This is a genomic window from Paraburkholderia phymatum, assembly GCF_038900715.1.
GTDB classification, from domain to species: Bacteria; Pseudomonadota; Gammaproteobacteria; order Burkholderiales; family Burkholderiaceae; genus Paraburkholderia; species Paraburkholderia phymatum_A.
This window is the reverse complement of record NZ_JAYMRZ010000020.1, coordinates 105,443-128,888: the sequence shown is the minus strand read 5'-3', so window position 1 is coordinate 128,888 and position 23,446 is coordinate 105,443. Positions and strand designations below refer to the sequence as shown.

Below are 23,446 nucleotides of genomic sequence, written 5' to 3'. Positions count from 1 at the left end.
GCCGTCAGATCAGCTCTGCGGCCTCGCGGATTCTCTGCGCAGTCGCGGGCAGCCCGCCGCGTTCAAGTGCCTGCGCGAAATCCTCGGCGGTTGCACGCGGCTTTTTTCGTCGTGCACGCATATGCTTGAACGCGGCCATCGCGGTCACCGGATCGAGATCCCACTGGTTGAGGATGAAACGGTCCGGGTCGATGACCTCAATGCCATAGGCCTCGACGACTGCTGCCGGAAAGTCACGCAGGTTCGCTGTCACGATGCAGTCCGCGTGGCCTGCGACCGCGGCGGCCAGCACATGTCGATCGTTCGGATCGGGTAATTCGTAGGCCGAAACAAGCGGTGCCCAAGCGGATTCCTGGACTTCCCAGTCGGGCACCGCGTCACGCATGCTGTCGCGGCGGACCTCGAGCCTGCCTTTGAGATCAGGTCGCTGTGCTTCGAGCGCGGTCATCCATTCCTGTTCGATCATGGTCGACCATTTCGCGGCAAACAGACCGCCCGTGGCGAGGCTCATCAGCGCGTCAGTCATCGCGAGCGGATAGAGGACGCACGCGTCCAGCAGCGCGGTGTAACGTGCGTTGCCCGCCATCAGTAGTCCAGCCCCAGTTCACGGGCGTTGTCAGCCATGCGTTCGAGGGCAGCGACCTGTTTCTCGCGCATGGTGCTGGCGTACTTCACCAGATCGTCAAACGCGATCCGCCGGTGTGTCCCCACCATCCGGTGCGGCAGCCGGCCTTCCTCGATTTCCTTGATCACGAACGGCCGCGAGACATTCAGGAAATGGGCAGCCTCGACCGTGGTGAACTCCCGGTTGGCAGGCATGACCGTGATCGAGCGACCTTCGCTCATCGCGCCAAGCAGCTGACCGATGAGTTTCAGTGCCGCTGGTGGCACCTCGACCGATGGATGTTCGCCCTTGTCCGTGGTGAGCGTGATGGAGGCAGCCCGAGAATGATCGAGGGCTTCCATGATGCAGCGCTGCGCGACGCGTGCCATCTCCAGTTCGTCATTGGTGAGCGGCGGCGGCGTCACCTCGCGGATTCGGTCTACGGTACGCATATCAGTCCCCTTTTAGTGATGCGCTGATGCAAAGTTCCAAGGCCTTGCTTCCGCAAAGCGGAAGCAAGGCTACCCTACATCTGCATTAGATGCAATAAGTGCAGTAAATGCAACGGATATTTTGCCGCACTGCGGTATGGCTGATCTATATGTGATAATCTCATTTATCAGACATATGAACATATGATCGGTGCTGAGATCCGGAACAATTCGAGCGAGGGCATATGGGCACGACACGAACACTGGATAGCTGTGAGTCGGAAAACGGCAAGACGTCGTGGCGGCTTTATGAAGAGCTCTTCGAGTCGGGCGCAGTCTATCTCGAACTGACTGGCGTAGGGGTCGAACTGGAAGCCACCGGGCAGGCGCAGACCCGCCTCGTGGTGCGCCTGCCGCTCGACTTGGCCAGGCGCCTCGCGACTGCGAACGTCACGCTTGCGCAGTGGGACGAGATCGCGAAGGAGCGCACCTTCGGAGTGCGGGGCTCGCACGGTGAATGATCTTCAGGTCCCGCTGACCGGTGACACCGAACGCCATTATCTGCACTCCGTACTGCGCGAACGGATCGTCGAGCATGCGTTCGTCGGTGATGCCCTGCGCCGGCTGTGGCAGCGCGGCGTCACCGACGTCGAGGTGCTGCGCTCCGAGTTCGATGCCGGTGGCTATGACCTCGTGATGAGTTACGGCGCCATCGTCCGCCACATCCAGTTCAAGGTGATGGTGGCCGGCGGCAAGCGGGCCAGCGTCACGGCTAGCCTCAGGCTGATGGACAAGCCGAGCGGTTGCATCCTCTGGATCGTGGTCACCGAGGGTCTGGATTTTCACTCCTTCCTGTGGTTCGGCAACCCACCCGGCGAGCCATTGCCGGACATCCGGGAGTTGAAGACCGCGACCCATACGAAGGCCAATGCGGCGGGCGTGAAGCTGGAGCGGCCCGGCCAGCGGACCATTCCGCGCAGCGCCTTCATACCGCTCGCGTCGCTGGATGCCGTGCTGGAGCAGCTTTTTGGCCCACTGCCATGAATCACGCCCTGTCCCTGACGTCGCCTGCTGTTCCTGCGCTTGTGACCGCGGCCGGCGACCGCGCCCGGGTGCGCTTTCTTGAGTTCTTCACCTCGGCAATCCGCAATCCGCACACGCGCCGCGCCTATGCGCGCGCGGCGGTGGATTTCCTCGCGTGGTGCCCCGGCGCCGGCGTGACGTCCATTACTGAAGTGCAGCCGCTGCACGTGGCTGCGTGGATCGAGCTGCAGGCGGCCACGCACGCCGCGCCGACCGTCAAGCAGCACCTCGCCGCGATCCGGCATCTCTTTGACTGGCTGGTGACCGGCCAGATCGTGCCGCATAACCCGGCCGCGTCGGTGCGCGGTCCTTCGCACTCCGTCAAAACCGGCAAGACGCCGGTGCTCGACGCGAGCGAGGCGCGGCAGCTGCTCGACAGTATCGATGTGAGCACGCCCGTCGGGCTGCGTGACCGCGCGCTGATCGCGCTGATGGTGTTTTCGTTCGCCCGGGTCGGTGCGGCGCTGGCGATGCGCGTTGACGATGTCTATGTGCAGCAGCGGCGGCTGTGGGTGCGCCTGCGCGAAAAAGGCGGCAAGGCCCACGCAATGCCGTGTCACCATACGCTCGAGGCGTACCTGCACGCGTATCTCGACGGCACGGGGATCGCGGACGAGCCGAAGGGCCCGCTGTTCCGCACGATCGCGCGTGGCACCGGGCAGCTCAGCACCACGCCGCTGCCGCAGGCGAACGCGTACGCGATGGTGCGCCGGCGCGCGCTCGCGGCCGGCATCGGCACAACGATCGGCAACCACACGTTCCGCGCGACCGGCATCACGGCCTACCTGAAAAACGGTGGCACGCTCGAGAATGCCGCAGCGATGGCCAACCACGCGTCGACACGCACCACGCAGCTGTATGTCCGGCGCCGCGACGACATCAGTTTGGACGAAGTGGAACGCATCCGTTTATAAAAACAGAAGGACATCTCTGATTTTAATCAGAAGATGTCCTAACCATACTGGACCCTAGTGTATGAAACCGATCTACCTTTTATCGCGATAAGAGTTGGTTATAGTGCGCCCTACGGCTACAGCCCGGTCGATGCGATGAAAGAAAGGAAGTTGGAGTTCCTTCTCTTTCCCATCTTCGCCAACAGACTTGAAATAGCACCCCTTCTTCCGTTCGTCCACAATCCATTTCAGAACGGCATATCCGTAGTTGAAAAAATCCTTTCGAGTGTCTATGCCGCACTCCTTCATGAAGGACTCCATCTCTGCCCAGTCCTTCTCTTCGATATCCAGTTGGATGCGCTTCATGTCGTTAATCGCCAGACCTTTCGGCCTAGTGTCTCGTTTCGTGATCACCTTTGCGGTTTGTCCGTCACGGTTGCCCTGACGAACATCTCGCGAGGCACCAAAGTTACCTGCCGACGCCTTTCGCCGTCCCTTATATCAGGGGGCTGTTTGCCCTCCTGACGCGTTTGGGGTTGCTTCTCTGAGTAGTGCTGCAGCGTTGACATGCCAATCTCTCCACGCGGTCGACATTTCCGAAATCACTGCGGTTCGCTCACTCATCCGGTTGACCCTCGCGAAAGAATGGTTCTGTACCCAGCCTAGGCTGAAAACGTCCTTATTTCAAGGTACTTTTGTGAGCAAATTACACTAGTCAGGCGCGCATTGTTTCGTTATAGGATGAGTATCAGTTACTCATGTAATACTGTCGGAGAGTTCAAATGTTCTTCGAGCTCGGCGTGTCAATCGTGTACTTCCTTAAAGGGTTCCACCACATTCGGCGCAAGCAATGTAGCGAGGCGGTGTCCTACTTCCTGCTCAGTTTGTGCGCTGCTGGAATCTTCTTCGTGAACGGCGGTGGGGACGAGATAGCCGCCCTAGTCCAGCAGTTGCCGTCCGGTGACGTCGCCGTTGTTGTCATTACGCCGGTTTAACCTTACCCGTAAGGCGAGACGCAATGACTGCCGCTGGTACAGCGGCGTTGTCGCTCGCGACCTTGGACGGCATCGATCTGTGCGTCACCACTCTTCGGCGGCGCTCCCGCTATTGGAGCGAGATCGAAAACAACGTCGTTCTGACGATGTCCATTCGCCAGAGGAGCCGATCATGGGTTATCTGTTCACGCGGCGGCAACTATATGAGCTGGTCTGGGCGGGGCCCATCACCGCGCTGGCGAAATCACTGGGCGTCTCCGATGTCGGGCTCGCGAAGGCATGTCGGCGTGGCGACATTCCGTTACCGGCTCGTGGATACTGGGCCAAGCTGGACGCGGGCCGGCAAGTTACCCATACGCCGCTGCCGCCGCGCGCCCCCGGTGCCTCGGACCGGGTCGAGGTAGGCTCCGGACGTCCCCAGACGGTCAGGAAGGATGCCGCAGAAGCATCGGTAACGGACGCCGCGCCCCCAGAGCCGCCGGCCTACGACGAGACGCTCGAAGCCGTCGAAGTGCGGATCCGGCAGGCGTTGCCCGCGAAATTCCGTTTCGTGCGCTCACTCGACAATGCCCATCCCATCATCGCCCGGCTGTTGCGCGAAGATGACGCGCGCCGTGAAGCGATGGCAAAGAACCGTTACGCATGGGACAAGCCCCGCTTCGAAAGCCCGTTCGAGCAGCGCCGGCTCGCGTTCATGAGCAATCTGTTTACGCTGCTTGCGACACTCGATGTGCGCGCGTCGGTCCGGGGACGTGACGCACGTGAGCTCGGCCTGCATATCGGTGGTCAGCATGTCGATCTGAAGATCGACACACTGGCGTCGTTGCGTCCGCGCAAAGGAGTGCCCAAGGGAAAACGCGGTGAGCCGATGGCGGCGGAAGTCCGGGTCGCACGCTGGGAGCACGATGAACGCGAAGAGTGGCTGTTCTGGAGCGACAGCGACGCGGACCGGCTGGAAGACCAGCTGCGCGAGATTGCAGTCGCGCTGGTGCTGACCGCCGAGCGGCAGTACCGGAAATCGCGACAGTTCTCCTACGAGTGGGCCAGGCACAACTTCGAAGAGAAGATAGAGAAGGCGCGCAAGGCACGGGAAGAAGCCGAGCAACGTGAGCGCGAAGCGCGCCTGCAGGCCGAGCGTGATCGCGTCACGCGACTGCTCGGTCAGGTCAGCGCATGGCAGCAGGCGCAACAGATCCGTGCGTATGTCGAGGCCGTCCTGTCTTCACCGGATGCGGTGGCGGGACGTGGCTTTGACGGAGAGGGCGACACGTGGGCGCACTGGGCACGCACTGTTGCCGACCGGCTCGATCCGCTTGCATCGCCTGATCCGGCCGACGCGGACCGCGACGCAGCATTTCAGGCGGGTGCGACGCTGATGGATGACATCTTCGACGGCCCATCAGGGCAGGCGCTGACCAATGAGGCGCGTACCCGATCTCCACCAACGCAGGAATAATGTTGTGATAAACTTTCGCTCGTTGGGGGGGTAGCTCAGCTGGGAGAGCGTCGCGTTCGCAATGCGAAGGTCGGGAGTTCGATCCTCCTCCTCTCCACCAATAGAATCAAGGGCTTAGCCGATGGCTAGGCCCTTTTTGTTTGCGGAATCTTTCGGCCTCGGTCGATCCGCACTTATCCTGCCGCCTCACAAAAGTCTCTTCGCAAGGTCCTCTGCCCTTGGCTCGTAGTAGCGCATCAGCATGCGCGGATCCTTGTGGCCCGTGATTTTCGTCAGCTCGTGCAGCGTGAAGATCGATGCCAGCCGTGAAACCGCCTCGTGGCGCAGGTCCTGAAATCGGAGATCGACGAGAAACCGCGTGTCTGGCGTCCCTTGCGCCTTCCGGCATTCATCTTCGTAGAGCTTCCGCGCACGGACCACCGCCCGCTCGAACGCCCGGGTTACCGCATCGCTCCGGATGCCAAAAATGGGGCCGTTCGGTTCCAGTCTGGCGCCTTTGGCAGGCTTCCTTGCGCCAGCGCTGTCTTTCAGGGATTGGAGGACGGTAACGGCACGGGAGGAAAGGGGTACGTCACGGGCGGTGCCGTTTTTTGTCGCTGGTAGATGCGCCACCCTGTGCTGCAGGTCCACATGCTCCCATCGCAACGCCACGATTTCGCCGCGACGCATCGCGGTTTCGACCGCCAGCCAGACAATGGACGGCAAAAGTGCGGATTCGCTGGCTGCTGCGACTCGGTCGAGTTCACCGTCGTAGGCGCGTCTATCGGCGTTGCGATCCTCTTTAGTTGTCTCGCAGGCCGAATCCGCAACCAGGCGTCGGGTACGGGCGTTGTCCGGCTGCGGCTTACGCAACAGTTCCACGGGGTTCGGAAGGCTGTCCATTCCCCACTCCTTACGGGCCACGCTGAACACGTGCGACAACACGGCCAGTCGCCGCAGCACAGTGGCGGGCTTGTAGTCTTTCAGCCATTCGTCTCTGAGCTTGGCTACATCCACGCTGCGGATCGAAGCAAGGGATCGCTTGGCCAGGGGGATACCCGTCCAGACCTTGAGGACGGACGCCTCCTGGACCGAGCCTTTCTTTCCTTGTGAGATTTCCGCCTCATAGCGCCGCAGAGCCTCATGGAGCGTCACGGCCTTCGCCTTGTCGCGGCTGACCCATGCGCCCCACGCCATCTCTGACTCGATCATCCTGGCCCAGGCTTCGGCTTCTGCCTTCGTCTCAAAGGTCTTGCTTTGCACTGGATGGCCGCGTCGCCGCACCTGGGCACGCCACTGATAAGGTCCTCGTTCGGTAATAGTCGCCATCGCGAATCTGCTGCTGTGTATGAGATCAATTTTATCTGGGCGAAGGTCTGGAGTTTGATCCTGGCACCCACCACGTATTTTTAGGACCGGCCCATTTGGGCCAGTTTTCATCATTTTGGCGTTGCTCCTTCGCCGTTCCTTGATCCCTCCGCAAGGGCGCCACCCACCGAAACATTGCGCCCATCACCGCGCTCCTAGACTGTATTTTTGCATGGGGAAGGCAAGGGGGCCTGATATGAGCGAACGAAGGCTTGGGCAAGCGTCTGTCCAATTTCACGGAACGCGAGGAGCGCACACCGATTTCCATGCTGATGGTGCGAAATGGCTCGCACGGCTCTCCCCCACGGCACTGGCGCATTGGCCCGCAGTCGCCAGGCAGTTGTCTGACGCAGGAGTGCTGGACCTTGTCGATGGGGAATCGCTAGCCCGCTACTGCGAAGCATTCGCGCAATGGCGTGCCGCCAGTGACCGGCTTGCCGCCATGCTGATCGATCTCGGCCTGATGGCCGGCCGCCGGGCGTTTGTCCAAGCCGAGCCGCCGCACAAGCCACCACCACCCGCTGCGACGGCAGAAACCAGACCGGAACCAGTCCGACGATCGCCTAACGCGATCATGCGTCGTTCAGAGGTCGAGCGTGAGACAGGGTTGTCGCGGTCAACCATCTATCAGCGCATCAAGGCGGGAACGTTTCCAGAACCGGTGCACCTCGGAGCGCGTTCTGTGGGATGGCGCGTTGCCGACATTGAGGCCTTTCTGGCATCGCCAGCCGGCTATCAGGCGGCTGGCCGGGACGTCTAATGGTGCGCTGGCGCGCTCCTTTGCGCCGGACGAAAAAAACCCGCCGTTAGACGGCGGGCGACAGGTAACCTCTGCAAGAGAGAAGCGCATGGACGTGAAGCGGCGCTTCCATTTAATTGTGGTCCGGTCAGATCAACGTCACCAGCGACGTAAACCCGCCCCATCCTGGTAAACAGAAACGGATCCAAGGGAGGCTGACATGTCCAGGCTTACCGCGCGTTACCCGAAACGCCTTGCCGACCGGTCAGAGCCTCAACATCCGCGCCCCCGCCTCAGACAGATCCCGGTTGAGCCGGTCCCGGAGTTCCGGTTTCCCGACTTCGCGATTGCGATGAAAGCGTTCGCGCTGGTGACCGTCTGCCTGCTCGTCGCCATCCCGCTGCTGATGCTTTTCGGGCTGCTGGTGGCTTCGCTTTGCATGGCGATATAGGGGGCGCGCGAGGCGTGTGCAAAACGAGGGCTTCGCGTGGGCAAATCGAGGGCGTCCCGTGCGCATCGGGCACGGCGACTGTATGTTCCCCTAAATCGACCCGGTAGCGTCGTAACTACGAAGTTCACTTCGGGGCGTTCCCCGGCACGCGCGGGTCGGGCTTTCGCGCGCGCGTCGAGCCTCGTTCCGAGCCTCGCCCTTTCGGGCTTCCACCCCTTAACGCAACCCCATATCCAGGTGCGGCCATCCGGCCGCACGTAGGCGCTCGCCGCGCGGCGACCAGCTCGGCTCCGATACACGCCCTCACGCATTGCCGTGAGTTCGTCGTCCACCACCGCGACCATAGCCAACCCGGCACGCCCATCAAGGGCCGCGCTTCGCGCTGAAATCCTCGCCCGTTCCTGCTCGCTGCGCTGCGCGGGCTGCGGCCTCCGGTTTCACCCTTGACGGCCGCACCGGGCCGGCTACCCCCGTCGCGGGACGACGAACTCACGGCAACGGCGGCATCGAGACGGTCGAGTCCCACAGCCTCACCGGCCCGATTACGCCGGGACTCGGAATCTTCGGCCCCGGTCAGCAGTAACCCCACCCCTTTTCATGGAGGTCGATATGCAACCGCTCACGCTGCATCATTGGATCGTAGTCCTAACTTGCGCATATGTGGAATACACGTTCACGCCCTGGGATGGCCGGAACTACTACCGCCGCACGGTCGATTACGGCCGCGTCGTGTGGTGCTGATCGGGGAGTGCCCGACATGCCACCCAGGCTCAGCACTTACCACCGCACCAACCATACCGCGAGCCTCGCGCTTGCGAAGAACCTGCGCAAGAACGGCAGCGCCCACGCCCGAATGATGGAGCTGGCGAAGGCGTCGCGCTTCTACTTCGAGCAGCTGCGAAAGATCGGCGAGTAACCCGCAACCCGAGGGCGGGCCGGCGAGGGCCTGCCCGCACCTGACAGGAGATGGATCGTGAACAGGTACAAAGCAAAGCAGCAAGCACGCCGCGCCCGCCTCGAGGCGAGCGCCGAGCGCGCCCGGTCGGCCTCGAGCATGCACTACACCCGCGCCAAAACGATGTCATCGGCTATCCCGCCTGGTCAGCCGATCCTCGTCGGCCACCACTCCGAGGGCCGCGACCGCCGCTATCGAGCGCGAGTACACGCGACATTCCGGAGGGCATTCGCGCTGCACGATCAGGCGGCCGAGCTGGACCGCCGGGCGGCAGCCGTCGGCAAGGGCGGCATTTCGGGCGATGACCCGGAAGCGCTCGACAAGCTGCGAGCGAAGCTCGCGGACATGGAGGAACGGCACGAGCGGATGAAGCGCACGAACGCGCTGATTCGCCGCGAAGACCGCGCCGGCCTCGCGCGCATGGGCTACACGGCCGACGCCATCGACAAGCTGTTCCTGCCTGATTGGCGAGGCCGCGCCGGCTTTGCTTCGTACGAGCTGACCAACAGCAGCGCGAACATTCGCCGCGTGCGCGAGCGCATCGCCGCGCTCGAAAAGATGGCCGGGCGTACCGACCGCGAGGAAGAAGGCCGGGGCTACACGTACAGGGAGGACATGGAGGACAACCGTGCTGTGTTCCTGTTCGACGCCAGGCCCGACAAGGCCGTGCGCGACCTGATGAAGCGCAACGCCTTCGTGTTCAGCCCGACGCGATCGCCGGCCGGCAAGTCGGCCTACGTGCGCAAGCTCACGCCGAACGCCATCACGACGGCGAAGTGGCTCCGGCCGCAGCTTGACGAGCTGATGACGAGCGAGTGATCCAGTTCCGGCCCGCTTCGGCGGGCCGCCATCGAGGCAACGACGATGAAATCGAATATCACCATCGCAGAGATTCACGCAGCGCGGCCGGATCTCGGCTTTGAAATTCTGTCGGGCGACACGCCGCTTATTCGCGAGGACGGCGGCTACTCGGTATCAATGCGGGGCTACTACAGCGCGGCCGAGCTGCGCGCGATCCTCGCCGACCTCGAGAGCGCCAATCAGGCGTTCGCCGACAAGCTCTGAGGACGAAGCCATGACGACCAGACCGGACTTCGACGGGGACCATGTCGCAAACCGCTGCCCCGCGTGCGGCGAATACGAATCGGAATGCACGTGCGTGGCCAGCGTGCGCGCACCCCAGCAGCGTTTCGTCTTTCAGGATGAGGCCGACGCCATCGCGTATTGGGCCGACAAGGAGTTCAAGAAATGGGCGATCGACGTGACCGCCGGCCCGGAGAAGCATCCGACCTACAGCCGTACGTTCTACGCGTGCGCGCGCACGTCCGGGCGCGCTATCGAGTGCGTCAGGCGCGACATGCTGCACAAGCCCGCCGGCGCGCGGTTCCGCGCGCGACTTGCAGGCCCGCGCGAGCTGGGTTGTGTGAAGGTGGAGGGTTCAGACGTAGTCACAGGTGAAAGTGAGCTGTAGGTCAGAGCGCCGATCGTGACGCGATTGGTGTCAGGAAATCACGAGCGGTAGTAAGCAGCCACTTCCGGACATTCATGCGTCATCCCTAATGCCCGGCTAGCCTGGCGTCTGCACCCAGTGACAGTTCCGGTGCGTTGTTGCCGGAGCTACGCGACCAGGCCCGCAACGAGGGTGGGATGTTCGCAGGCGACGGCCACGGTGTTTTGCATCGTGGCCAGCTGCCACTCGACGCCCGCGTATCACGCCCCTGGTTGCGCAGCTGTTCCACGATCTCTGTGTGCCGGCATACACTGCGGCGCATCAGCGCGACGTTCCGGTTCGCCTGATGCCGCTCGTCGAGTTCGGTCTGAAGGGCCGGCCACGCACCGGTTTACGCGTTGTCGTCTATCCACCCACGCAGCCACTCAGCAGCCCACTGGATCGCGCCCTCGGGTGTGTCCGAGACGCCGAGATTCTTGAACGTGTAACTGAAGTATCCGTCGTCCGCATCCGTACTCGTTCGCGAGATCGTGGCTTTGGCCGTGTACATCCCCGCGGCGGCAACCGGCTCGATGTCCAGCTTCCAATCCCGGTAGTCTTGGACCGCGTTCATGGCTTGTACCCTCCTGTATCCAGACCCAGAATTGTACTGCTCATATGTGACTGCTACCCGCCGCTGGCCTGCTGAGACCAGCGCACATGCGGGTAGTGCGGGCGTCAAATCAGGAGCCGACAACAGTACCAACATGTGGTCGCAAAAGACGATGCACGCCGAGGCCTCGCTCCGGTGAGAGCATCGGTTGTTGACACGTCCGGCAGGGATCGGCCAATTCCGGACACTTGCATGCGCCCTACATCCGTCGGTTGTGTGTCTGCTTCGGGCGGAGACCGACCAGTCAACCCAGAGTACGCACACAAACAGCGCTTGTTTCGAGCATAAGGCCGTTTAATGTTGCACGACGCTTATTTCTTTGCCGCTAGGATTCACTCGGGGCGATATCCTAAACACGTTTGGGAAGCCGCTCGGATCTTTGCGTCGGTGGTCTGCGCAATGCGCTGGAACACTTCGTAGCGGACTCAGCAGTGTATGCGTCATCTTTAACCTCGAGAGGACCCAAGTGCGTCTTGGATTTATCGGAACCGGCGTCATCACGAAAGCTGTCGTTACCGGCCTCGTCCGTTCCAGCTTGTCATTCGATCGGATAGCGCTGTCGCCGCGTAACGCTGAAATGGCAGCGGAACTTGCTGCACTCGATGCGCGCGTTGAAGTGTGTGCGAGCAATCAGGAAGTGCTCGACTCGTCCGAGATTGTGTGTGTTGCCGTCGTGCCGCAAATTGTCGCTGATGTGTTGCGCGAGCTTCATTTCGAATCGCGGCACCAGGTCATCACCTTCGTTCCCGGGACATCGATCGAGAAATTGAATCGGCTCGTTTGCCCGGCGAGCAAGCTTGCTCGCGCAATACCGTTGCCGGCGGTCGCGGATGGCAAAGGATGCACCGCGATTTATCCGCCAGATGGAGTCGCCAAATCCCTGTTCTCTGCGCTTGGCGAGACGGTTGAGGTCGAAAGCGAACACCAGTTCGACGCGCTACACGCCGTAACGGCGACGATGGCCAGCTCCTACGCAGTGCTCGAACACCAAGCATCGTGGCTAACTCAGCAAGGGCTCCCATATGGTGCGGCACGCGCTTTTCTGTCGGGGTACTGTGTTGGTCTGGCACACGAAACGACTCAAACCGAGCAGTCGTTTGCGGAGATGATTGAGTATCTCATGACGCCGGGCGGTCTAAATGAACAGCTGCATTCGGAGCTTTCTTCCCTTGGCGCCTACAGGCACTATGGCGATGCGCTCGATCGAGTGTTCGCTCGCGTTCAAGATCGGGCATAGCAGTCCTGGTGCGACAAAGGTTCTTCACCGAATTCCGGGAGGACAGTCGCGGACAGGCAGTGGTCGATCAGCTTAGGTCGTTCGATTCATCGAAAGCGCGGCCACTCCAATGGCTCTTTTGCATCCAGGAAGAGACAGCGGGGGTAACGCAGGACGAACGTCGGCAACGGGTCGCAAACTGCCGATCAAAGGTTGACGAAAGCCGTTCGATGTTGCAAGGGCATCGTGAGGCCGGGTTCGCCAAACGCCAAACCTATACCTTCAGTCGCGAATAGGATGACTCGGGCATGCGCGCGGACGAGCGCTCCTGCTGAGATTTCCGAAAATCTCCGAATTGAGTTTGTGGAAGGCAAATAGTGCGCGATCGATCTTCCGTAGATTCCACCGTTGAAGCCGAGTTTGGATGTCGACGATTTTGGACTTGAACGAGGGATATTGGCGCTGACCTCTTCGATGGTCTCGGCTTCCGCGGTGGCAGCGGAAATCTCGCTTCGTGAGAGTACTATGCTACGCGGCGCTTTTTCCGCGCCAGGAGGCCACCATGTGCACGAGCTACGAAGCCAATCCGAACGACGCTCGCTGGGATACGTTCAGCCTGTTTCCGCGACCTGATTTCGACTACAAGCCCGAGATCTACAAGGACTATTTCGCGCCGATCTTCCGGCGCGGCGGCGAGGCGTTTGAGACGGTGCCCGCGTCATTTGGCATCGTGCCTCGACGCCATATTCCGCCCGGTGTGAAGTTATTCGATACGATGAACGCTCGCGCTGAGTCGGTGGCAGACAAGCGCAGCTTCAGCGGTGCCTGGAAGAATCTGCAACTCTGCCTGCTTCCGTGTCGCGCGTTTTTCGAGCCGAACTATGAGACGGGCAAGGCAGTGCGATGGAAGATCGGGATGGCAAACGGCGACCCGCTGGCGATTGCGGGTCTCTGGCGTCAATGGAAAGAAGCCGACGGATCATTGTCGCTCGCGTTCACGATGCTCACAGTCAACTCCGATGCGCACCCGCTCATGAAGCGTTTTCACAAACCAGGCGACGAAAAGCGCTCGGTCGTGATTGTTCCGCCGACCGGATACGCTGACTGGCTATCGTGCAAATCGACCGACGAAGCTCGCTCGTTCCTTCAACTCTATCCCGCTGAGGCGATGCACGCGGAGCCGTTTCCTCTGCCGCCGCGAAAGCCAAAGCTTGCTGTGACAGAGGACGATCAAAGGCAGCTTTTGTGACGATACTCGCGGTGCTCGGCGATCCGTCTGGTCGATCGTAAGTTTCTCTATTACGGCGTCGGCGTAGCCTCGACCGCCTGTTCGGCGCCAGTCGGACCGGCCTCCCACGATGCAAAGCTACGGTCAATCTGCGTGGGGCTTGTATACAGTTTTCCGGCAATACGACCCGGCATGTATGCGATGGCGATCCGCGCCGGCAGGCTCAGGAGTGTGCTTTGCGAGATGACCGGTTGTTCCTGTTTGCCGATCATGCGATGGCCATCCCACTGTTCGCCGCCATGAAGATTGATCTTCGTTGATTCGCGTTGAACAACGTTCAGCCATCGGCCTGCGGACAGCTTTTCGGCCCATTCCGCCGTGCGTTCATCAGCGGCGCGATAGACAAACTTGATCGGTGTATTGACTTCAAATTCTCGGGCCAGCGCCTTGCCATCAAGGCGCTTATCATCCGGCGCTTCGAGGTTGGCGATCGACTGGGCGGCAAGCAGCAGATTGCAGCGGTTCTGCCGGATCGTCGCCAATGCGTCGTTGATTTCCGCACACGCGAGGAATTTCAGCTCGTCAATACCCACCGAGACATGAGCCGGACGCTTCGGTAGCAGACGTTTGATTTCGGCGGTCAGCTCGGAAATATAAGCCTTGGTTGCTGCCTTCACCACCGGATCAGCGAGATCGCCGCGCACGTAAACGACAGCGTTATTCATCAGGCACGCTTCGATCGAATGTCCCTTGCGCCTGGCGGGTTGAGCGAAAGTTTCGACGCGCGACCACTCTCGCAGCGAGTCCCGGAGCGTGGACAGATCGCGGTCGCCCGCATTGCCGTGATCCTTCACATAGGCCAACAGCGCCTTTATTGTGCCGTCCGTGTTTTCCAGCGCGTCATCGAGCAAGGCGCGCTCTTTTGCCTTGTAGACATCCGCATCGGTGCCGTGCGATTCGAGGTTAAAAGCGCGCACGATGCGCGTGCGTCGCTGCCGGAAGTCGCCGCCGAGAAACGGATGCCATACCCCCTTGCCACCAGGGTTGAGGTCGAGATACACAAACCGCCGCCCCGTCTCTTTCGCTTCGTTTTGCAGCAGGTAGGGTAGCCAGTCATCACCCTTCGGATCGATATAGAAAATGCCGAAGCCGAAGCGAATGCACTGTTTGAAAACGCTCTGCAGCAAGATGCCCTTGCCGTAAGCGGTCGGACCAAGAATCGCGTGATGCGTCGTGAAATACTCCTTGAGGTCGAAATAGATCGGCTGATTGTGTTCGTCCAGCCCGTAGAAAATCCGGCCTTCGGCAAAGTATTTTTCCGGCTGAAACGCTTTCGCTTTCAGTGTTGCGACCTCCTCGCGTGCGTCGACCAGCCTGTCGGTTTTCTGCGTGACGCGCATCGAACGCCACCAGGCCGACAGCCTTGGCGCAGCGTAGCGGTCCCACAGGAACCGCAGCGCCGCGCCATACAGGGCCGCCGTGAGAATGACCGGCCAGTACTGGCCGAACTGCGCGCGCAGCTCCGCACCGAAGCTCGTGGCGGCTGTCGCCAGCGGCAATCCCGACGCGGCGATATACACCACGAACGCGATCAGCGGTACAAGGAGCAGCCAGACGTAAAGCAAGAATACCGAAGCCCGCCTGCCGATGAACGCTATCCAGTCGTGGAATGATGCATCGTTCGACGGCAGTCGCCACGGCACCGGATGCAGCACCGACACCATGAAAAGCGGAATCGCCAGCACGATCCAATACCACGGGCTAGCCCATTGCAGCGCATTCCCCACCCCGGAAAGCAGGGCCGATTGCGCTGACTGGAAGGCAAAAGCGTTAGGCAACGACACAGCGTTCTCCAAGAATTGAGGAGGAACCGGAGAGACTTTCGTCTCTCCGGTTGTGGGCCGGCGCGTGCCGAAGCACGGACGGATTGCCTAAAAAGGCGCACCGCCCTGCCGGGCAGATACGGTCTGCGACCGGACACAATTGAAGGCTTCCCACACCTTCAACCTTGACGCTACTGACGCAGGCTTTTGGCCTGTTTGTCGGTTGACGTACCGGTTTCAAACCCCGGCTTGCCACAGAAAAGACGACGCGGTAGCGCCGTTTTCCTGCTTGCCACCGGTCCACAGGGGACCGTTCTGACCACCGGCCTGACTGCTGCCGGGTTGACTTGCGCGGACCGAAGTACGCGACTTGTTGACCACATCGGCCTGACTGCGGCCGGGTTGACTTCGGCCGAAACGGCCGGTAAATGCACTGCGTTTTGCTTCCACGACAAGCTCCTTTTTCAAGGGTTAATTACACGTTGGACACCTCGGGAGACCAATCCCGAGACGGGCGCGGGTACCAGCCGCGCCCGTTCCAACACTCCACTGCGGGAACCACCCCGCATCTTCACGCTTACGTGTGCCGTGAACTTTCGGACAGGCTTTCGCCTGCTGTCCGCGCTTCAGACGAATCGCGACGGACAGCTGCACGGCTTGCGCCGTGCGGCCCTACTGATCCACTCTCCCTCCCATAGCCATCGGGTTACCAGCCCGGTATTGGCCTTAGGGATTCCCACGTTAGTGCAACGCTACTGACGCCGAACTGCACGCCAGAGCACCACGCCTGCGCCTCAAGCAACAACAGTGAGGTGTTCCCTCTCGCCCATTGGGTTTTCAGCGGCCCGAGATTCCAAAGCGGCTCGCTTACCTGTTGTGCCGTCTACGGCTTCGTCTTCAGACAGGCTTGATGCCCCACCACATAGCGACCTCTGCGGACGCATTTACACGCTTAAGCTATGCAGCGACCCCACCAGCTTTCGCCGGCAGGTGCCACGTGCGCCAGGTTTCCCCTTGCACGTCTGCGCCCTTTCGGAACGCCTCAGCAGCCTACGTGTGTGGCACAGGTTCTACGGTTTCCCGCAGCCCCTGGACGGTGCTAACGACAGCGCGAACTGTCTCCCGTTTTCACGTTACACAGGGCAATAGCGCATTTCCTCGCCATGCCCGTTTCCGTGTCGCCCAACCTCTTCCCCATGCTGCGCGGGGATTGAGTCGAAGGACGGAGTTACACCGTCCAGCGCTCGTCGTAGTCGTACCAGCGCCATTACGCGCATACGACTTCAGCACACTCGGCACGGTTGGTAGCCGCGCCTTGAGCCTTGCGGCTCGCGTGAAGTGATGGAATCCAGGGGTGGTCAGCCCCCGGACTACTGCGGTGGTGGCTGCCCCTGATCCGTGTAATCGCTTGCGCGATACACCACTTCGGGCAACCTGGTACTGCAAAGGGTTGGTTGCCCTCGTGCTGCGTCGCTGTCCGCTTGTGGCGGCCCGGGCGACGCAGAGTGATGCTTGCGTGCCAGGGTCGCTTGTGGCGATCAGCGAATTTAGTGTAGTTGGAACGTGTGAAGAAAGCACGCTTCGCGTGCGGAATCTCTTATAATTATCCGGGAATGCGAAGCATGCCGGATAACTGGAAAGCCTTATGCATAAAGGCTCTGCATTATCAATGAATGGACTCCTACGCAATATTCAGTTTGCATAATTGGATCGATTCCAGATGCATATATGAAAGAAGTCGAACTCCAGGTCATCCGCTACAAGACATTGTTGATGCAGCGGCTGCTTGACCTTGTCAGGCACGGCTACCGGCATCACGCATCGGGCATGGTCAGCGCGGAGCGCGCGCGGGCGCTGTGCGAGAAGTTTCAGGAACGTTACGAGGTGTTCCTGAACATGAACCAGCGCGCTTACCGGAAGGGGCTGGGCAAGGCCAACGCCCGACTGATGCTCGCTGATCTTGAGCGCGGCGATTCGTTGCACTGGTTTCTGATGGTCACCGACGGTGAGCACGCCGCACACACGCTCGAAAAACTGAAGGACGCACTTGCACAGGGAGAGCGTGTACACGTTTCCGGTTACGAGCTGCTAAAACTTCCTCACTCGAAGGCGGCCGGGGGTGGTGTCCGGCTGACCTGGCGGATGACGACCGAGACGGAGCGGCAGTGGCGTTTCCAGATCCGCTCAACCGTGCGCTCCAGGCGCGCGGACGATCTTGTCGCCGGCCTGGTGCGATCGCTGTACCAGACGCCGGGATTTCATACAACCCGGTATCAGGTTGGCAAGCTCGTGGCGTTCCTGTCGGCGGAGTGGGAACGTTCGGGCCGCAAGGTCGAGGCGCTGCCCTTGCCGGGTGCCCTGCCCTACGTGCGACGCATGGCCGACGAAAATTTCACGCTGGACGACTGGCTCGCCGCTCGGTCGTGCCACGACAACTGACCGAGGTGACAGATGAGCGAGGTTCAGAAGCTGCCGGAAGTGGTGACGTTCACGGCCGATGAATGGCGCGGTGATGACGCGTCGGAGGCGTTCGGCGTTCGCAAGGTCGTGCCAAAGAAGAAGGAACCGACACCGGGTATGAAAGCCGTGCTGGTGTTCGCTGAGAGTTTCCGGCACGCGAAGAAACAGATGAGAGCTTATCCAGCATTCCGGCCGGTGCTGGACCTGCCCGAGCTGATCAGTGCCATGATCGATGTATGCGCCGCGGATCCGGCGCTTATGGAGCGCGTCATCCGCCGGGTCGTGGAGCAGCGCAAGGTGCATCTCGCAGCGATGGAAAGTGAGGTCAGCCCTCCGTGACTTGCCGTCGGACGTCTCCGCGTCCTCGGGCCAGACAGATTTTTCACCAGAAGCTCACTTCCCTTGGGGCGCGGTTGGGTTGCGGCCCAGATAGGGTGCCGTCAGAATCTTGTGCTTTGGTACATTTCATGCGTTTCGCGCCAACTCGTGAACGGCAACCCAACAGTTAGCGCAATCAATGCGCCGGCCGAGATAATCGAAAGGCATCTAGCGAGGCTCCCCACCGTCGCCGTGTAGGCGACGGGAGTGAGCTTGCTAAGCGCTTTGACCGAAGGCCTCCTGTTGCAAGTTGTGCAACGGTTGCTTTTCGTCCGCCTGTGACGGAGGGGATTACCTGTTCACGAGCAAGTCGCTATTTGCGCTGTCTAAGGTCGTGCGACTGAGGCACCCATTCAACATCTGCTCGACCACCGGTCGTTTCCATTCCAATGCACGCGGTCGGGCGCGGCGCCTTGCGGTAGCTCGACCGCCAGCCGTAAGCGGCGAATTATCGGAGGCCGCAGTCATCGTTAATCCGCCCTTCGCTTGGAGTTGGAAACAAAGCGACTTTGCGACAAGGGTGATTCGTAATAATCCTCGTCCAAGAAGCGAAGGATCTGTCGAAGTTCCGTCTTGTTAGTGGGTAAGATTATGCGTCCATGCTCGTTAACATTCATCGGCACGTTGAAGATCTGCGCGACGGCGACAAGCTGCTCTGTTGTGTGCTGCTCCAGGATGCCGGACTGACTTATGAGTGAAATCTTTTTACGGATGAGCGGTCCAGCGGAGGCCAGAAAATTCTGAAGGTCGGCCACGGCCATTTTCTCGTGCGTGGCGAACGCCTCGACCTCGTCGTTCGTTGCTTCGCGATAGAACTCGGACAGATCGAAAACCCGGCTCAAAAAATGAAAGCTCTGGAATTTAAGTGATCCTCCTTCAAGGACAGCGAGCAGGCGATTGTCGAAAGTCAGACCCGAGTCGCTCATTCGGTGGAAGGTGTTGCCAGAGAAGAACATCGCGATGCCTTTATTCGCGATGAGCCGTCGCCGCTCGAAATACTGGATCAATACCGCCGTCGCATTGTTTCGCTCGAAGCCCGTGAAGAGTGCTTTAACGGCGTCGAGCGGGTGCTCAGTGGGATCGAACAGCTCCACGTCGAGCGGGTTTTCCGCGGCTGCAGTCAACCCGTCGACGTCCTGGAAGTCATCGAGACGAAGGAGTTCGCCCTCTTCCGGAGTATAGCGTCCGTCAAATGGGATGATCTCAGCCACATTGACCTCGAACAAATTGAGCTGGTCCTCAAACAGGCCTTGTAGCTGCGCTTGAAGATCGGCCGTGAGCGGAAAGCGAAGGATTCGTGCGCCCGGAATGGTCGTCAGCGCAAAAAGATTCATTTGGTCGGCCCTCGTTGTTTTTGGTTGGCTTCCAGTATTCCATACTCGCTGAGCTGAACGACGCGCTCGACCGAGAGAATGTTAGTGATTTTTCGACGAGTGATCATCAGAAAAGTGATGCCGCCTTTGGTATCGACTTCGTAGAAGTGGTAGCCCATCACGCCCAGCACGGGGTTTACTTGCAGAGTATGAGTGCCCCACAAGACGAACAACAGCATGCCGGCCGCAAACAGCCACGCTTCCAGGTCTGGCGTCGCCTGCCCTCGGAGGATGAGTGGTAGTGCATAGGCGATGAAAAAGCCGATCACTTCCTTGTCAGCGCTTCGCGCTTTGACAATATTGATGGGCAGGACTTCCAGGCGTGCGCCGGCTTGGGCGATGATCCAGCGAGCGAGTCCGCCGAGGGCCAAACATCCAGCAAGCGCCGCCAGCGCCCAAAGGTATCTGTGCGCCTTCGCGAAAAGAAACGCCAATGAGATGGACAACGGCGCGATGGCGGTGAGTGCGAGAAGTATGCGCACCACTCGGTTCAACATTCTGCAAAAGCTCCTTTAAGCGCTACCGGGGGTAGGGAGCGTTAACTGCGCGCAACGCGGCTACCACGTGCAGCGTTCATACCGGATTCGGTGCAGCGCGCGGGGCTCCACAGCCGGTGCTCCGGCCGTCTGCCATCGGTTGCGATTTCAAACGCGCATTTCAATGCTCGGCGAATGGTGCACAACTTCATAGGAAGACAGAAGGAACTCTCGCTGACAGTTACTCCTGCTTGCATCTTCGGGCTATCCGCGAAGCGCGCGTGCAACCGCCTCGCGCGGATAGCGAGGCGGCAATCAGGCGTCGGAGCCAACGCTCCAACGTTTCGACCGGTCGGCGAACGTGGCTACGTACCTCGTCTATCGACATCTTGCGGAACGGCATACCTGTTCTTCCTTCGGTTTATCCGAACAACGTGCCGTCCGAATTTTCCTGTTCGCGAAGGCGGTACGCACTGCGCGTGATGTCCAAGAAAGAGTCGGTCGACTCCAGCGCTTCCTCGAGTCTGCCGGCCTGCTTGAGACTCGCAAACAGCGCTGCCGAGAACGCTTGGCAGTTCACCGACTTCTCCGGATTGAACACGATGTCGGTGAAGCCACCGGCGCCCGTCACGGCATCCCACAGCTCGCGGTTCTTGGCTAACGCATTGATGTACAGCCAGTCGTAGAAATAGGTGGCCGGCCGTAGCGGGAATTCCTGTTGCAGGAACACGAACCTGAGCAACCGCCCGGACGTCTTCAATCGTTCATCGCGTTTTGCCGTGCGTGAATCCGCCTCAAGGAGATCCTTGTAGGGGCCGCCTCGTTCGAAGACCTTGCTGGCCTGGAAGGCCATTTCGACCGAAAAGGTTCGGTTGTACTTTCTTGTCGTGAACGTCAGGTTGAACGCACTGAGCGCGACCCCCACCTTGTTCGCGGATTTGCTCGAGATTTCCAGCAAGTCGTGCAGGCCCGCCTTCGCGGCTTCGTGATGCAAAGACGCGATCGAACGTTGCGCCTGAGACACCGCCATACCGGGAAACCACGTGAATTCCACCGGTATCACACGTACGCCAATGTGATCCGAGGTAGGGATGAATACTGATCGGACAGCCACAGTCCTTTTACCTCCAATGTGGATAGTCCATGCGAGGACCTTCCCAGCCTGTGTCGAAGCGCATTCCCGGGTAGGTGCCGGCGTACAGCGTGCGCGCGGCTGCATCCTCGATGTGTATACGCCGAAAATAGGTTGGCTCGACCACGTCGCAGACGAGCACTTCAGCCTGCGGATTCGTCGGATAGTCCGTCGGCAAGCGCATGTCAGCCCGAGTCGGCTTGCCAAGCACCTCAGCATACATCGCCGTGATGCCCGGCACTCCGGTGCGCAGCGCCGCATCAATTTGCCGCGCTGCATTGCTGGCCGCATTTTCTGCGGAAAATACGCATGGCTTCTCCCAGAGGATCGCCGGCGCGCATTCGATCACTGCCCATTCGACACCGGGGTTGTCGCAGCGCAGTGGCCAAAACATCTTGTAGTTGGGCCAGCCGATCGTAAAGCAAGTCGCGTGAAGATGACCGTCGTAACGATATGCGTCGTTAAATTCGAACTGGAGATGGCGGTCGGTCAACACACTGCGGGGAATAATCCCATGCTGAAGAATCGACGGAAGGTTGTTCAAGCGTGTGAAATGCAACAAGTTGCGGATGCCCCGTTGTGTCACGAAGTTCTGCATGATGGTCTCTCTCGTTTTTTTGCTCGCGCCCCCCGCGAGTCGTTCAATCATATCCGCGCGAGATTGTCTGCGCCAGCAGCGCCTGGCGGTGGTCCGCCCGGCTCGCCCGAGCTACCGCTCGAACTGCATGAGCCGCGCGTGGTATTTGGCCGCTTCACGGCGCAGGCGAGTCGCTTCCCGTGAGATGTAAATCGACGTCGTGCCGAGCGACGCGTGACCCAGCGTCTGTTGCACGACTTCGAGCGCGGTGCCGCTTGCGAGCATCTGTGTGGCGACGGTGTGGCGAACGCGTGCGGTGACGTGCGCATCAGCTTGCGGCGCTCCGCTTCCGGCAGCTCGGGCAGTGCCTCGAGCAGCTGATCGATTGCCCAGCGCGTCAAGCCGCGCGCCCCGCGCACCGAATAGCCGCGCGTCGCGACGGGCGCGCCGTCCTCGTTCTCGATGCCGAACTTCGCGCGCACCCGCGGCATGGGCGGCACCACCCGCGGCGCAAAGAGGATCGGTATCGTCGAGAGGTCGAACATGCAGCGCCTGCCGTCGGGTTGATTCAAATTCCGCCCCCGAGGGGTCGGGTCCAGCGTCTTCGACTGTCATCGACGAGGGCGCGACGCCGCGCTCGGCCACGCACCAGAGCATCAGGCGCTCGAGCTCGCGCTTATAGGCGCACCGCGTCCAGGTCATGCGCCGCACGCACGTAGGCAAACCCCGGTGAGCGGTCCGCGCCGCGCGCGCCGGAGAGTGCGGCGGGCACCGCGAGGCGCTCGAGCGGTGCGAGGTGCGCGGCGCCGGTTGTGACCGTGAACGTGGCACTCGTCGCCGGCGGCGCAAGCGGATCGGCGAGCGTGACGTCGGCGTCGACCGTGTGGCCGATGGTGCTCGCGTGCCGGCGCAGCCAGGCCACCAGCACGCGTGCGCGCCCGACTCCAATGCGCGGGACGGAACGCCACCAGCTGCCGCCTCGGCGCTCAATGAACGCGACGAGCTCGCCAATGGTACGCAGGCCTTCGCCTACGAGCCGTTCGGCGATGAGCGGCCGGAACCAGCGCGCAAGCGAGTGCTCGGCCGCCGGCTGCGCCGCGGCCCACTGGTCGGCCGCCTCCTCGATCAGCTGAAGCGTCACCGGCGTGAGGCGCGCCTCGCCGTGTTTCGCGATTGACGCCTGCAGTTGCGAGACGAGCACCGACGAGCCTTCGCGCAGCGCGAGCGCGACCAAGTCGTCGCGCATCGTGCGCAGCAGCCGCTCGACATCGAGCGGCGGCTCCGTCGCCTCCGAATCGAAATAGGCGCGCGCAATGGTCGCGATCGACAGCCCTTTCACGCGCGCACGCAGCGCCGTGAACTCCGTGCGGCTGTAGGTGCGCGGTGCCGGCAACTCGAGCTGCTGCGGTCGGTTCGCCATGGCTAGAAGAGTCCCACCACGGACGAGAAGGTACCGAGCACGACCGCAGTGGCCGTCCACCGTGCCGCGAGGGTGTTCAGGCGGGCGATTTCCTGATCGGCGCGAAACTGCGCCGTCCACCACCACTGGTTCGACAGATCCCCGTCGACCGGCATGACCGCGTACGGGTCACCCTCCAGTGGATCGACCCGCACGCGCGTGGTGCGCTCCCAAAACCAGGCCGCCAACAGGCCACAAGTCAGTCCGCCGAGCGCCAGCGCGATCGCGATGCTTTTTGTGAGGGTCATCGTCGTCTATAAGTGAGAGA

At 61.1% G+C, this 23,446-nt stretch carries 30 protein-coding genes and 1 tRNA gene; 17 read left to right on the top strand and 14 right to left on the bottom strand.

The genetic code is table 11. The features are described 5' to 3' along the window. Nucleotides 1–4: 4 nt before the first annotated feature. Together VSR68_RS30620 and VSR68_RS30615 are read right to left on the bottom strand one after the other, a co-directional pair. Nucleotides 5–586 carry a PIN domain-containing protein gene (locus VSR68_RS30620; RefSeq protein WP_342943420.1) on the bottom strand — a complete coding sequence of 194 codons (582 nt, stop codon included), beginning with the start codon at nucleotides 584–586 and terminating at the stop codon, nucleotides 5–7. Then, entirely contained in the window at nucleotides 586–1,056 is a 471-nt protein-coding gene (locus tag VSR68_RS30615) for an excisionase family DNA-binding protein (RefSeq protein WP_342943419.1), read from the bottom strand. Before VSR68_RS30615 ends, VSR68_RS30620 begins: the two co-directional genes overlap by 1 nt. Nucleotides 1,057–1,280: 224 nt before the next feature. On the opposite strand from VSR68_RS30615, the gene VSR68_RS30610 reads away from it, so the two are divergent. Genes VSR68_RS30610 through VSR68_RS30600 form a run of 3 tightly spaced genes read left to right on the top strand, consistent with a single transcriptional unit; the run spans nucleotide 1,281 to nucleotide 3,032 of the window. After that, nucleotides 1,281–1,556, top strand: a complete 276-nt coding sequence (locus tag VSR68_RS30610) for a hypothetical protein (RefSeq protein ID WP_342943418.1) — start codon at nucleotides 1,281–1,283, stop codon at nucleotides 1,554–1,556. Continuing rightward, nucleotides 1,549–2,079, top strand: coding sequence for a hypothetical protein (locus VSR68_RS30605; protein WP_342943417.1), 531 nt, complete (start codon nucleotides 1,549–1,551; stop codon nucleotides 2,077–2,079). Before VSR68_RS30610 ends, VSR68_RS30605 begins: the two co-directional genes overlap by 8 nt. Further along, complete coding sequence (locus VSR68_RS30600; protein ID WP_342943416.1) at nucleotides 2,076–3,032, top strand: tyrosine-type recombinase/integrase; 957 nt, start codon at nucleotides 2,076–2,078, stop codon at nucleotides 3,030–3,032. The genes VSR68_RS30605 and VSR68_RS30600 overlap by 4 nt, the downstream gene beginning before the upstream one ends. Before the next feature lie 72 nt (nucleotides 3,033–3,104). Here VSR68_RS30600 and VSR68_RS30595 read toward each other — a convergent pair whose 3' ends face one another. Further along, nucleotides 3,105–3,377: a hypothetical protein gene (locus tag VSR68_RS30595; RefSeq protein ID WP_342943415.1), complete on the bottom strand. Its 273-nt coding sequence runs from the start codon at nucleotides 3,375–3,377 to the stop codon at nucleotides 3,105–3,107. Nucleotides 3,378–3,793: 416 nt separating this feature from the next. Here VSR68_RS30595 and VSR68_RS30590 point away from each other — a divergent pair, with 416 nt between their 5' ends. From VSR68_RS30590 to VSR68_RS30580, 3 genes are all read left to right on the top strand, one after another. Next, a complete protein-coding gene (locus VSR68_RS30590; protein WP_342943414.1) occupies nucleotides 3,794–4,006 on the top strand; it encodes a hypothetical protein in 213 nt (70 codons plus the stop codon). A 172-nt stretch (nucleotides 4,007–4,178) separates the two neighbouring features. Next, nucleotides 4,179–5,462 carry a hypothetical protein gene (locus VSR68_RS30585; RefSeq protein WP_342943413.1) on the top strand — a complete coding sequence of 428 codons (1,284 nt, stop codon included), beginning with the start codon at nucleotides 4,179–4,181 and terminating at the stop codon, nucleotides 5,460–5,462. 24 nt (nucleotides 5,463–5,486) lie between these two features. Continuing rightward, a tRNA-Ala gene (locus tag VSR68_RS30580) sits at nucleotides 5,487–5,562 on the top strand. Between the two features lie 86 nt (nucleotides 5,563–5,648). On the opposite strand, the gene VSR68_RS30575 is transcribed toward VSR68_RS30580, so the two are convergent. After that, complete coding sequence (locus tag VSR68_RS30575; protein ID WP_342943412.1) at nucleotides 5,649–6,770, bottom strand: site-specific integrase; 1,122 nt, start codon at nucleotides 6,768–6,770, stop codon at nucleotides 5,649–5,651. A gap of 211 nt (nucleotides 6,771–6,981) precedes the next feature. On the opposite strand from VSR68_RS30575, the gene VSR68_RS42930 reads away from it, so the two are divergent. From VSR68_RS42930 to VSR68_RS30535, 7 genes are all read left to right on the top strand, one after another. After that, nucleotides 6,982–7,569, top strand: a complete 588-nt coding sequence (locus VSR68_RS42930) for an AlpA family phage regulatory protein (RefSeq protein ID WP_428983622.1) — start codon at nucleotides 6,982–6,984, stop codon at nucleotides 7,567–7,569. Nucleotides 7,570–7,768: 199 nt separating this feature from the next. Further along, nucleotides 7,769–7,999: a hypothetical protein gene (locus tag VSR68_RS30560; protein WP_342943411.1), complete on the top strand. Its 231-nt coding sequence runs from the start codon at nucleotides 7,769–7,771 to the stop codon at nucleotides 7,997–7,999. A 609-nt stretch (nucleotides 8,000–8,608) separates the two neighbouring features. Next, nucleotides 8,609–8,740: a hypothetical protein gene (locus tag VSR68_RS30555; protein WP_342943410.1), complete on the top strand. Its 132-nt coding sequence runs from the start codon at nucleotides 8,609–8,611 to the stop codon at nucleotides 8,738–8,740. A 16-nt stretch (nucleotides 8,741–8,756) separates the two neighbouring features. Further along, nucleotides 8,757–8,915, top strand: coding sequence for a hypothetical protein (locus VSR68_RS30550; RefSeq protein ID WP_342943409.1), 159 nt, complete (start codon nucleotides 8,757–8,759; stop codon nucleotides 8,913–8,915). Between the two features lie 57 nt (nucleotides 8,916–8,972). Next, nucleotides 8,973–9,773, top strand: coding sequence for a DUF3560 domain-containing protein (locus tag VSR68_RS30545; protein ID WP_342943408.1), 801 nt, complete (start codon nucleotides 8,973–8,975; stop codon nucleotides 9,771–9,773). 45 nt (nucleotides 9,774–9,818) lie between these two features. Beyond that, entirely contained in the window at nucleotides 9,819–10,019 is a 201-nt protein-coding gene (locus tag VSR68_RS30540) for a hypothetical protein (protein ID WP_342943407.1), read from the top strand. Between the two features lie 94 nt (nucleotides 10,020–10,113). Then, on the top strand, nucleotides 10,114–10,425 hold the full coding sequence (locus VSR68_RS30535) for a hypothetical protein (RefSeq protein WP_342943406.1): 312 nt from the start codon (nucleotides 10,114–10,116) through the stop codon (nucleotides 10,423–10,425). Nucleotides 10,426–10,795: 370 nt separating this feature from the next. Here the strand turns inward: VSR68_RS30535 and VSR68_RS30530 are convergent, their stop codons facing one another. Then, the gene (locus VSR68_RS30530; RefSeq protein ID WP_342943405.1) at nucleotides 10,796–11,017 is read right to left on the bottom strand and encodes a hypothetical protein; all 222 of its coding nucleotides are present in this window, start codon (nucleotides 11,015–11,017) and stop codon (nucleotides 10,796–10,798) included. Between the two features lie 505 nt (nucleotides 11,018–11,522). Here VSR68_RS30530 and VSR68_RS30525 point away from each other — a divergent pair. Then, nucleotides 11,523–12,293, top strand: coding sequence for a pyrroline-5-carboxylate reductase (locus VSR68_RS30525; RefSeq protein WP_342943404.1), 771 nt, complete (start codon nucleotides 11,523–11,525; stop codon nucleotides 12,291–12,293). A 541-nt stretch (nucleotides 12,294–12,834) separates the two neighbouring features. Beyond that, nucleotides 12,835–13,521, top strand: coding sequence for an SOS response-associated peptidase (locus tag VSR68_RS30520; RefSeq protein WP_342943403.1), 687 nt, complete (start codon nucleotides 12,835–12,837; stop codon nucleotides 13,519–13,521). 50 nt (nucleotides 13,522–13,571) lie between these two features. Here VSR68_RS30520 and VSR68_RS30515 read toward each other — a convergent pair whose 3' ends face one another. Then, complete coding sequence (locus VSR68_RS30515) at nucleotides 13,572–15,344, bottom strand: conjugal transfer protein TraC (RefSeq protein WP_342943402.1); 1,773 nt, start codon at nucleotides 15,342–15,344, stop codon at nucleotides 13,572–13,574. Nucleotides 15,345–15,560: 216 nt separating this feature from the next. After that, complete coding sequence (locus VSR68_RS30510) at nucleotides 15,561–15,773, bottom strand: hypothetical protein (RefSeq protein ID WP_342943401.1); 213 nt, start codon at nucleotides 15,771–15,773, stop codon at nucleotides 15,561–15,563. Between the two features lie 1,278 nt (nucleotides 15,774–17,051). On the opposite strand from VSR68_RS30510, the gene VSR68_RS30505 reads away from it, so the two are divergent. Next, nucleotides 17,052–17,762, top strand: a complete 711-nt coding sequence (locus tag VSR68_RS30505) for a hypothetical protein (RefSeq protein WP_342943400.1) — start codon at nucleotides 17,052–17,054, stop codon at nucleotides 17,760–17,762. A gap of 12 nt (nucleotides 17,763–17,774) precedes the next feature. After that, nucleotides 17,775–18,122 (top strand): hypothetical protein, encoded by a 348-nt coding sequence (locus tag VSR68_RS30500; protein ID WP_342943399.1) that lies wholly within the window; start codon nucleotides 17,775–17,777, stop codon nucleotides 18,120–18,122. 509 nt (nucleotides 18,123–18,631) lie between these two features. Here the strand turns inward: VSR68_RS30500 and VSR68_RS30495 are convergent. The 7 genes from VSR68_RS30495 to VSR68_RS30465 all read right to left on the bottom strand — a co-directional run bounded on the left by VSR68_RS30495 (nucleotide 18,632) and on the right by VSR68_RS30465 (nucleotide 23,426). Then, nucleotides 18,632–19,495, bottom strand: coding sequence for a Kiwa anti-phage protein KwaB-like domain-containing protein (locus VSR68_RS30495; protein ID WP_342943398.1), 864 nt, complete (start codon nucleotides 19,493–19,495; stop codon nucleotides 18,632–18,634). Then, entirely contained in the window at nucleotides 19,492–20,031 is a 540-nt protein-coding gene (locus tag VSR68_RS30490) for a hypothetical protein (RefSeq protein WP_342943397.1), read from the bottom strand. Before VSR68_RS30490 ends, VSR68_RS30495 begins: the two co-directional genes overlap by 4 nt. 400 nt (nucleotides 20,032–20,431) lie before the next feature. Then, nucleotides 20,432–21,124, bottom strand: a complete 693-nt coding sequence (locus tag VSR68_RS30485) for a DarT1-associated NADAR antitoxin family protein (RefSeq protein ID WP_428983621.1) — start codon at nucleotides 21,122–21,124, stop codon at nucleotides 20,432–20,434. Between the two features lie 7 nt (nucleotides 21,125–21,131). After that, complete coding sequence (locus tag VSR68_RS30480; RefSeq protein WP_342943395.1) at nucleotides 21,132–21,740, bottom strand: DarT ssDNA thymidine ADP-ribosyltransferase family protein; 609 nt, start codon at nucleotides 21,738–21,740, stop codon at nucleotides 21,132–21,134. Between the two features lie 111 nt (nucleotides 21,741–21,851). Further along, a complete protein-coding gene (locus VSR68_RS30475; RefSeq protein WP_342943394.1) occupies nucleotides 21,852–22,421 on the bottom strand; it encodes a tyrosine-type recombinase/integrase in 570 nt (189 codons plus the stop codon). Beyond that, nucleotides 22,396–23,112 carry a phage integrase family protein gene (locus VSR68_RS30470; protein ID WP_342943393.1) on the bottom strand — a complete coding sequence of 239 codons (717 nt, stop codon included), beginning with the start codon at nucleotides 23,110–23,112 and terminating at the stop codon, nucleotides 22,396–22,398. Before VSR68_RS30470 ends, VSR68_RS30475 begins: the two co-directional genes overlap by 26 nt. Before the next feature lie 29 nt (nucleotides 23,113–23,141). After that, on the bottom strand, nucleotides 23,142–23,426 hold the full coding sequence (locus VSR68_RS30465) for a hypothetical protein (protein ID WP_342943392.1): 285 nt from the start codon (nucleotides 23,424–23,426) through the stop codon (nucleotides 23,142–23,144). Nucleotides 23,427–23,446: the final 20 nt, after the last annotated feature.

Bases quoted from the DNA above. Each gene is read 5' to 3' on its own strand.
- VSR68_RS30620 (WP_342943420.1), bottom strand. From the start codon at position 586: ATGGCGGGCAACGCACGTTACACCGCGCTGCTGGACGCGTGCGTCCTC.
- VSR68_RS30615 (WP_342943419.1), bottom strand. From the start codon at position 1,056: ATGCGTACCGTAGACCGAATCCGCGAGGTGACGCCGCCGCCGCTCACC.
- VSR68_RS30610 (WP_342943418.1), top strand. From the start codon at position 1,281: ATGGGCACGACACGAACACTGGATAGCTGTGAGTCGGAAAACGGCAAG.
- VSR68_RS30600 (WP_342943416.1), top strand. From the start codon at position 2,076: ATGAATCACGCCCTGTCCCTGACGTCGCCTGCTGTTCCTGCGCTTGTG.
- VSR68_RS30595 (WP_342943415.1), bottom strand. From the start codon at position 3,377: ATGAAGCGCATCCAACTGGATATCGAAGAGAAGGACTGGGCAGAGATG.
- VSR68_RS30590 (WP_342943414.1), top strand. From the start codon at position 3,794: ATGTTCTTCGAGCTCGGCGTGTCAATCGTGTACTTCCTTAAAGGGTTC.
- VSR68_RS30585 (WP_342943413.1), top strand. From the start codon at position 4,179: ATGGGTTATCTGTTCACGCGGCGGCAACTATATGAGCTGGTCTGGGCG.
- VSR68_RS30575 (WP_342943412.1), bottom strand. From the start codon at position 6,770: ATGGCGACTATTACCGAACGAGGACCTTATCAGTGGCGTGCCCAGGTG.
- VSR68_RS42930 (WP_428983622.1), top strand. From the start codon at position 6,982: ATGGGGAAGGCAAGGGGGCCTGATATGAGCGAACGAAGGCTTGGGCAA.
- VSR68_RS30560 (WP_342943411.1), top strand. From the start codon at position 7,769: ATGTCCAGGCTTACCGCGCGTTACCCGAAACGCCTTGCCGACCGGTCA.
- VSR68_RS30555 (WP_342943410.1), top strand. From the start codon at position 8,609: ATGCAACCGCTCACGCTGCATCATTGGATCGTAGTCCTAACTTGCGCA.
- VSR68_RS30550 (WP_342943409.1), top strand. From the start codon at position 8,757: ATGCCACCCAGGCTCAGCACTTACCACCGCACCAACCATACCGCGAGC.
- VSR68_RS30540 (WP_342943407.1), top strand. From the start codon at position 9,819: ATGAAATCGAATATCACCATCGCAGAGATTCACGCAGCGCGGCCGGAT.
- VSR68_RS30530 (WP_342943405.1), bottom strand. From the start codon at position 11,017: ATGAACGCGGTCCAAGACTACCGGGATTGGAAGCTGGACATCGAGCCG.
- VSR68_RS30520 (WP_342943403.1), top strand. From the start codon at position 12,835: ATGTGCACGAGCTACGAAGCCAATCCGAACGACGCTCGCTGGGATACG.
- VSR68_RS30505 (WP_342943400.1), top strand. From the start codon at position 17,052: ATGAAAGAAGTCGAACTCCAGGTCATCCGCTACAAGACATTGTTGATG.
- VSR68_RS30500 (WP_342943399.1), top strand. From the start codon at position 17,775: ATGAGCGAGGTTCAGAAGCTGCCGGAAGTGGTGACGTTCACGGCCGAT.
- VSR68_RS30495 (WP_342943398.1), bottom strand. From the start codon at position 19,495: ATGAATCTTTTTGCGCTGACGACCATTCCGGGCGCACGAATCCTTCGC.
- VSR68_RS30490 (WP_342943397.1), bottom strand. From the start codon at position 20,031: ATGTTGAACCGAGTGGTGCGCATACTTCTCGCACTCACCGCCATCGCG.
- VSR68_RS30480 (WP_342943395.1), bottom strand. From the start codon at position 21,740: ATGCAGAACTTCGTGACACAACGGGGCATCCGCAACTTGTTGCATTTC.
- VSR68_RS30475 (WP_342943394.1), bottom strand. From the start codon at position 22,421: ATGACCTGGACGCGGTGCGCCTATAAGCGCGAGCTCGAGCGCCTGATG.
- VSR68_RS30465 (WP_342943392.1), bottom strand. From the start codon at position 23,426: ATGACCCTCACAAAAAGCATCGCGATCGCGCTGGCGCTCGGCGGACTG.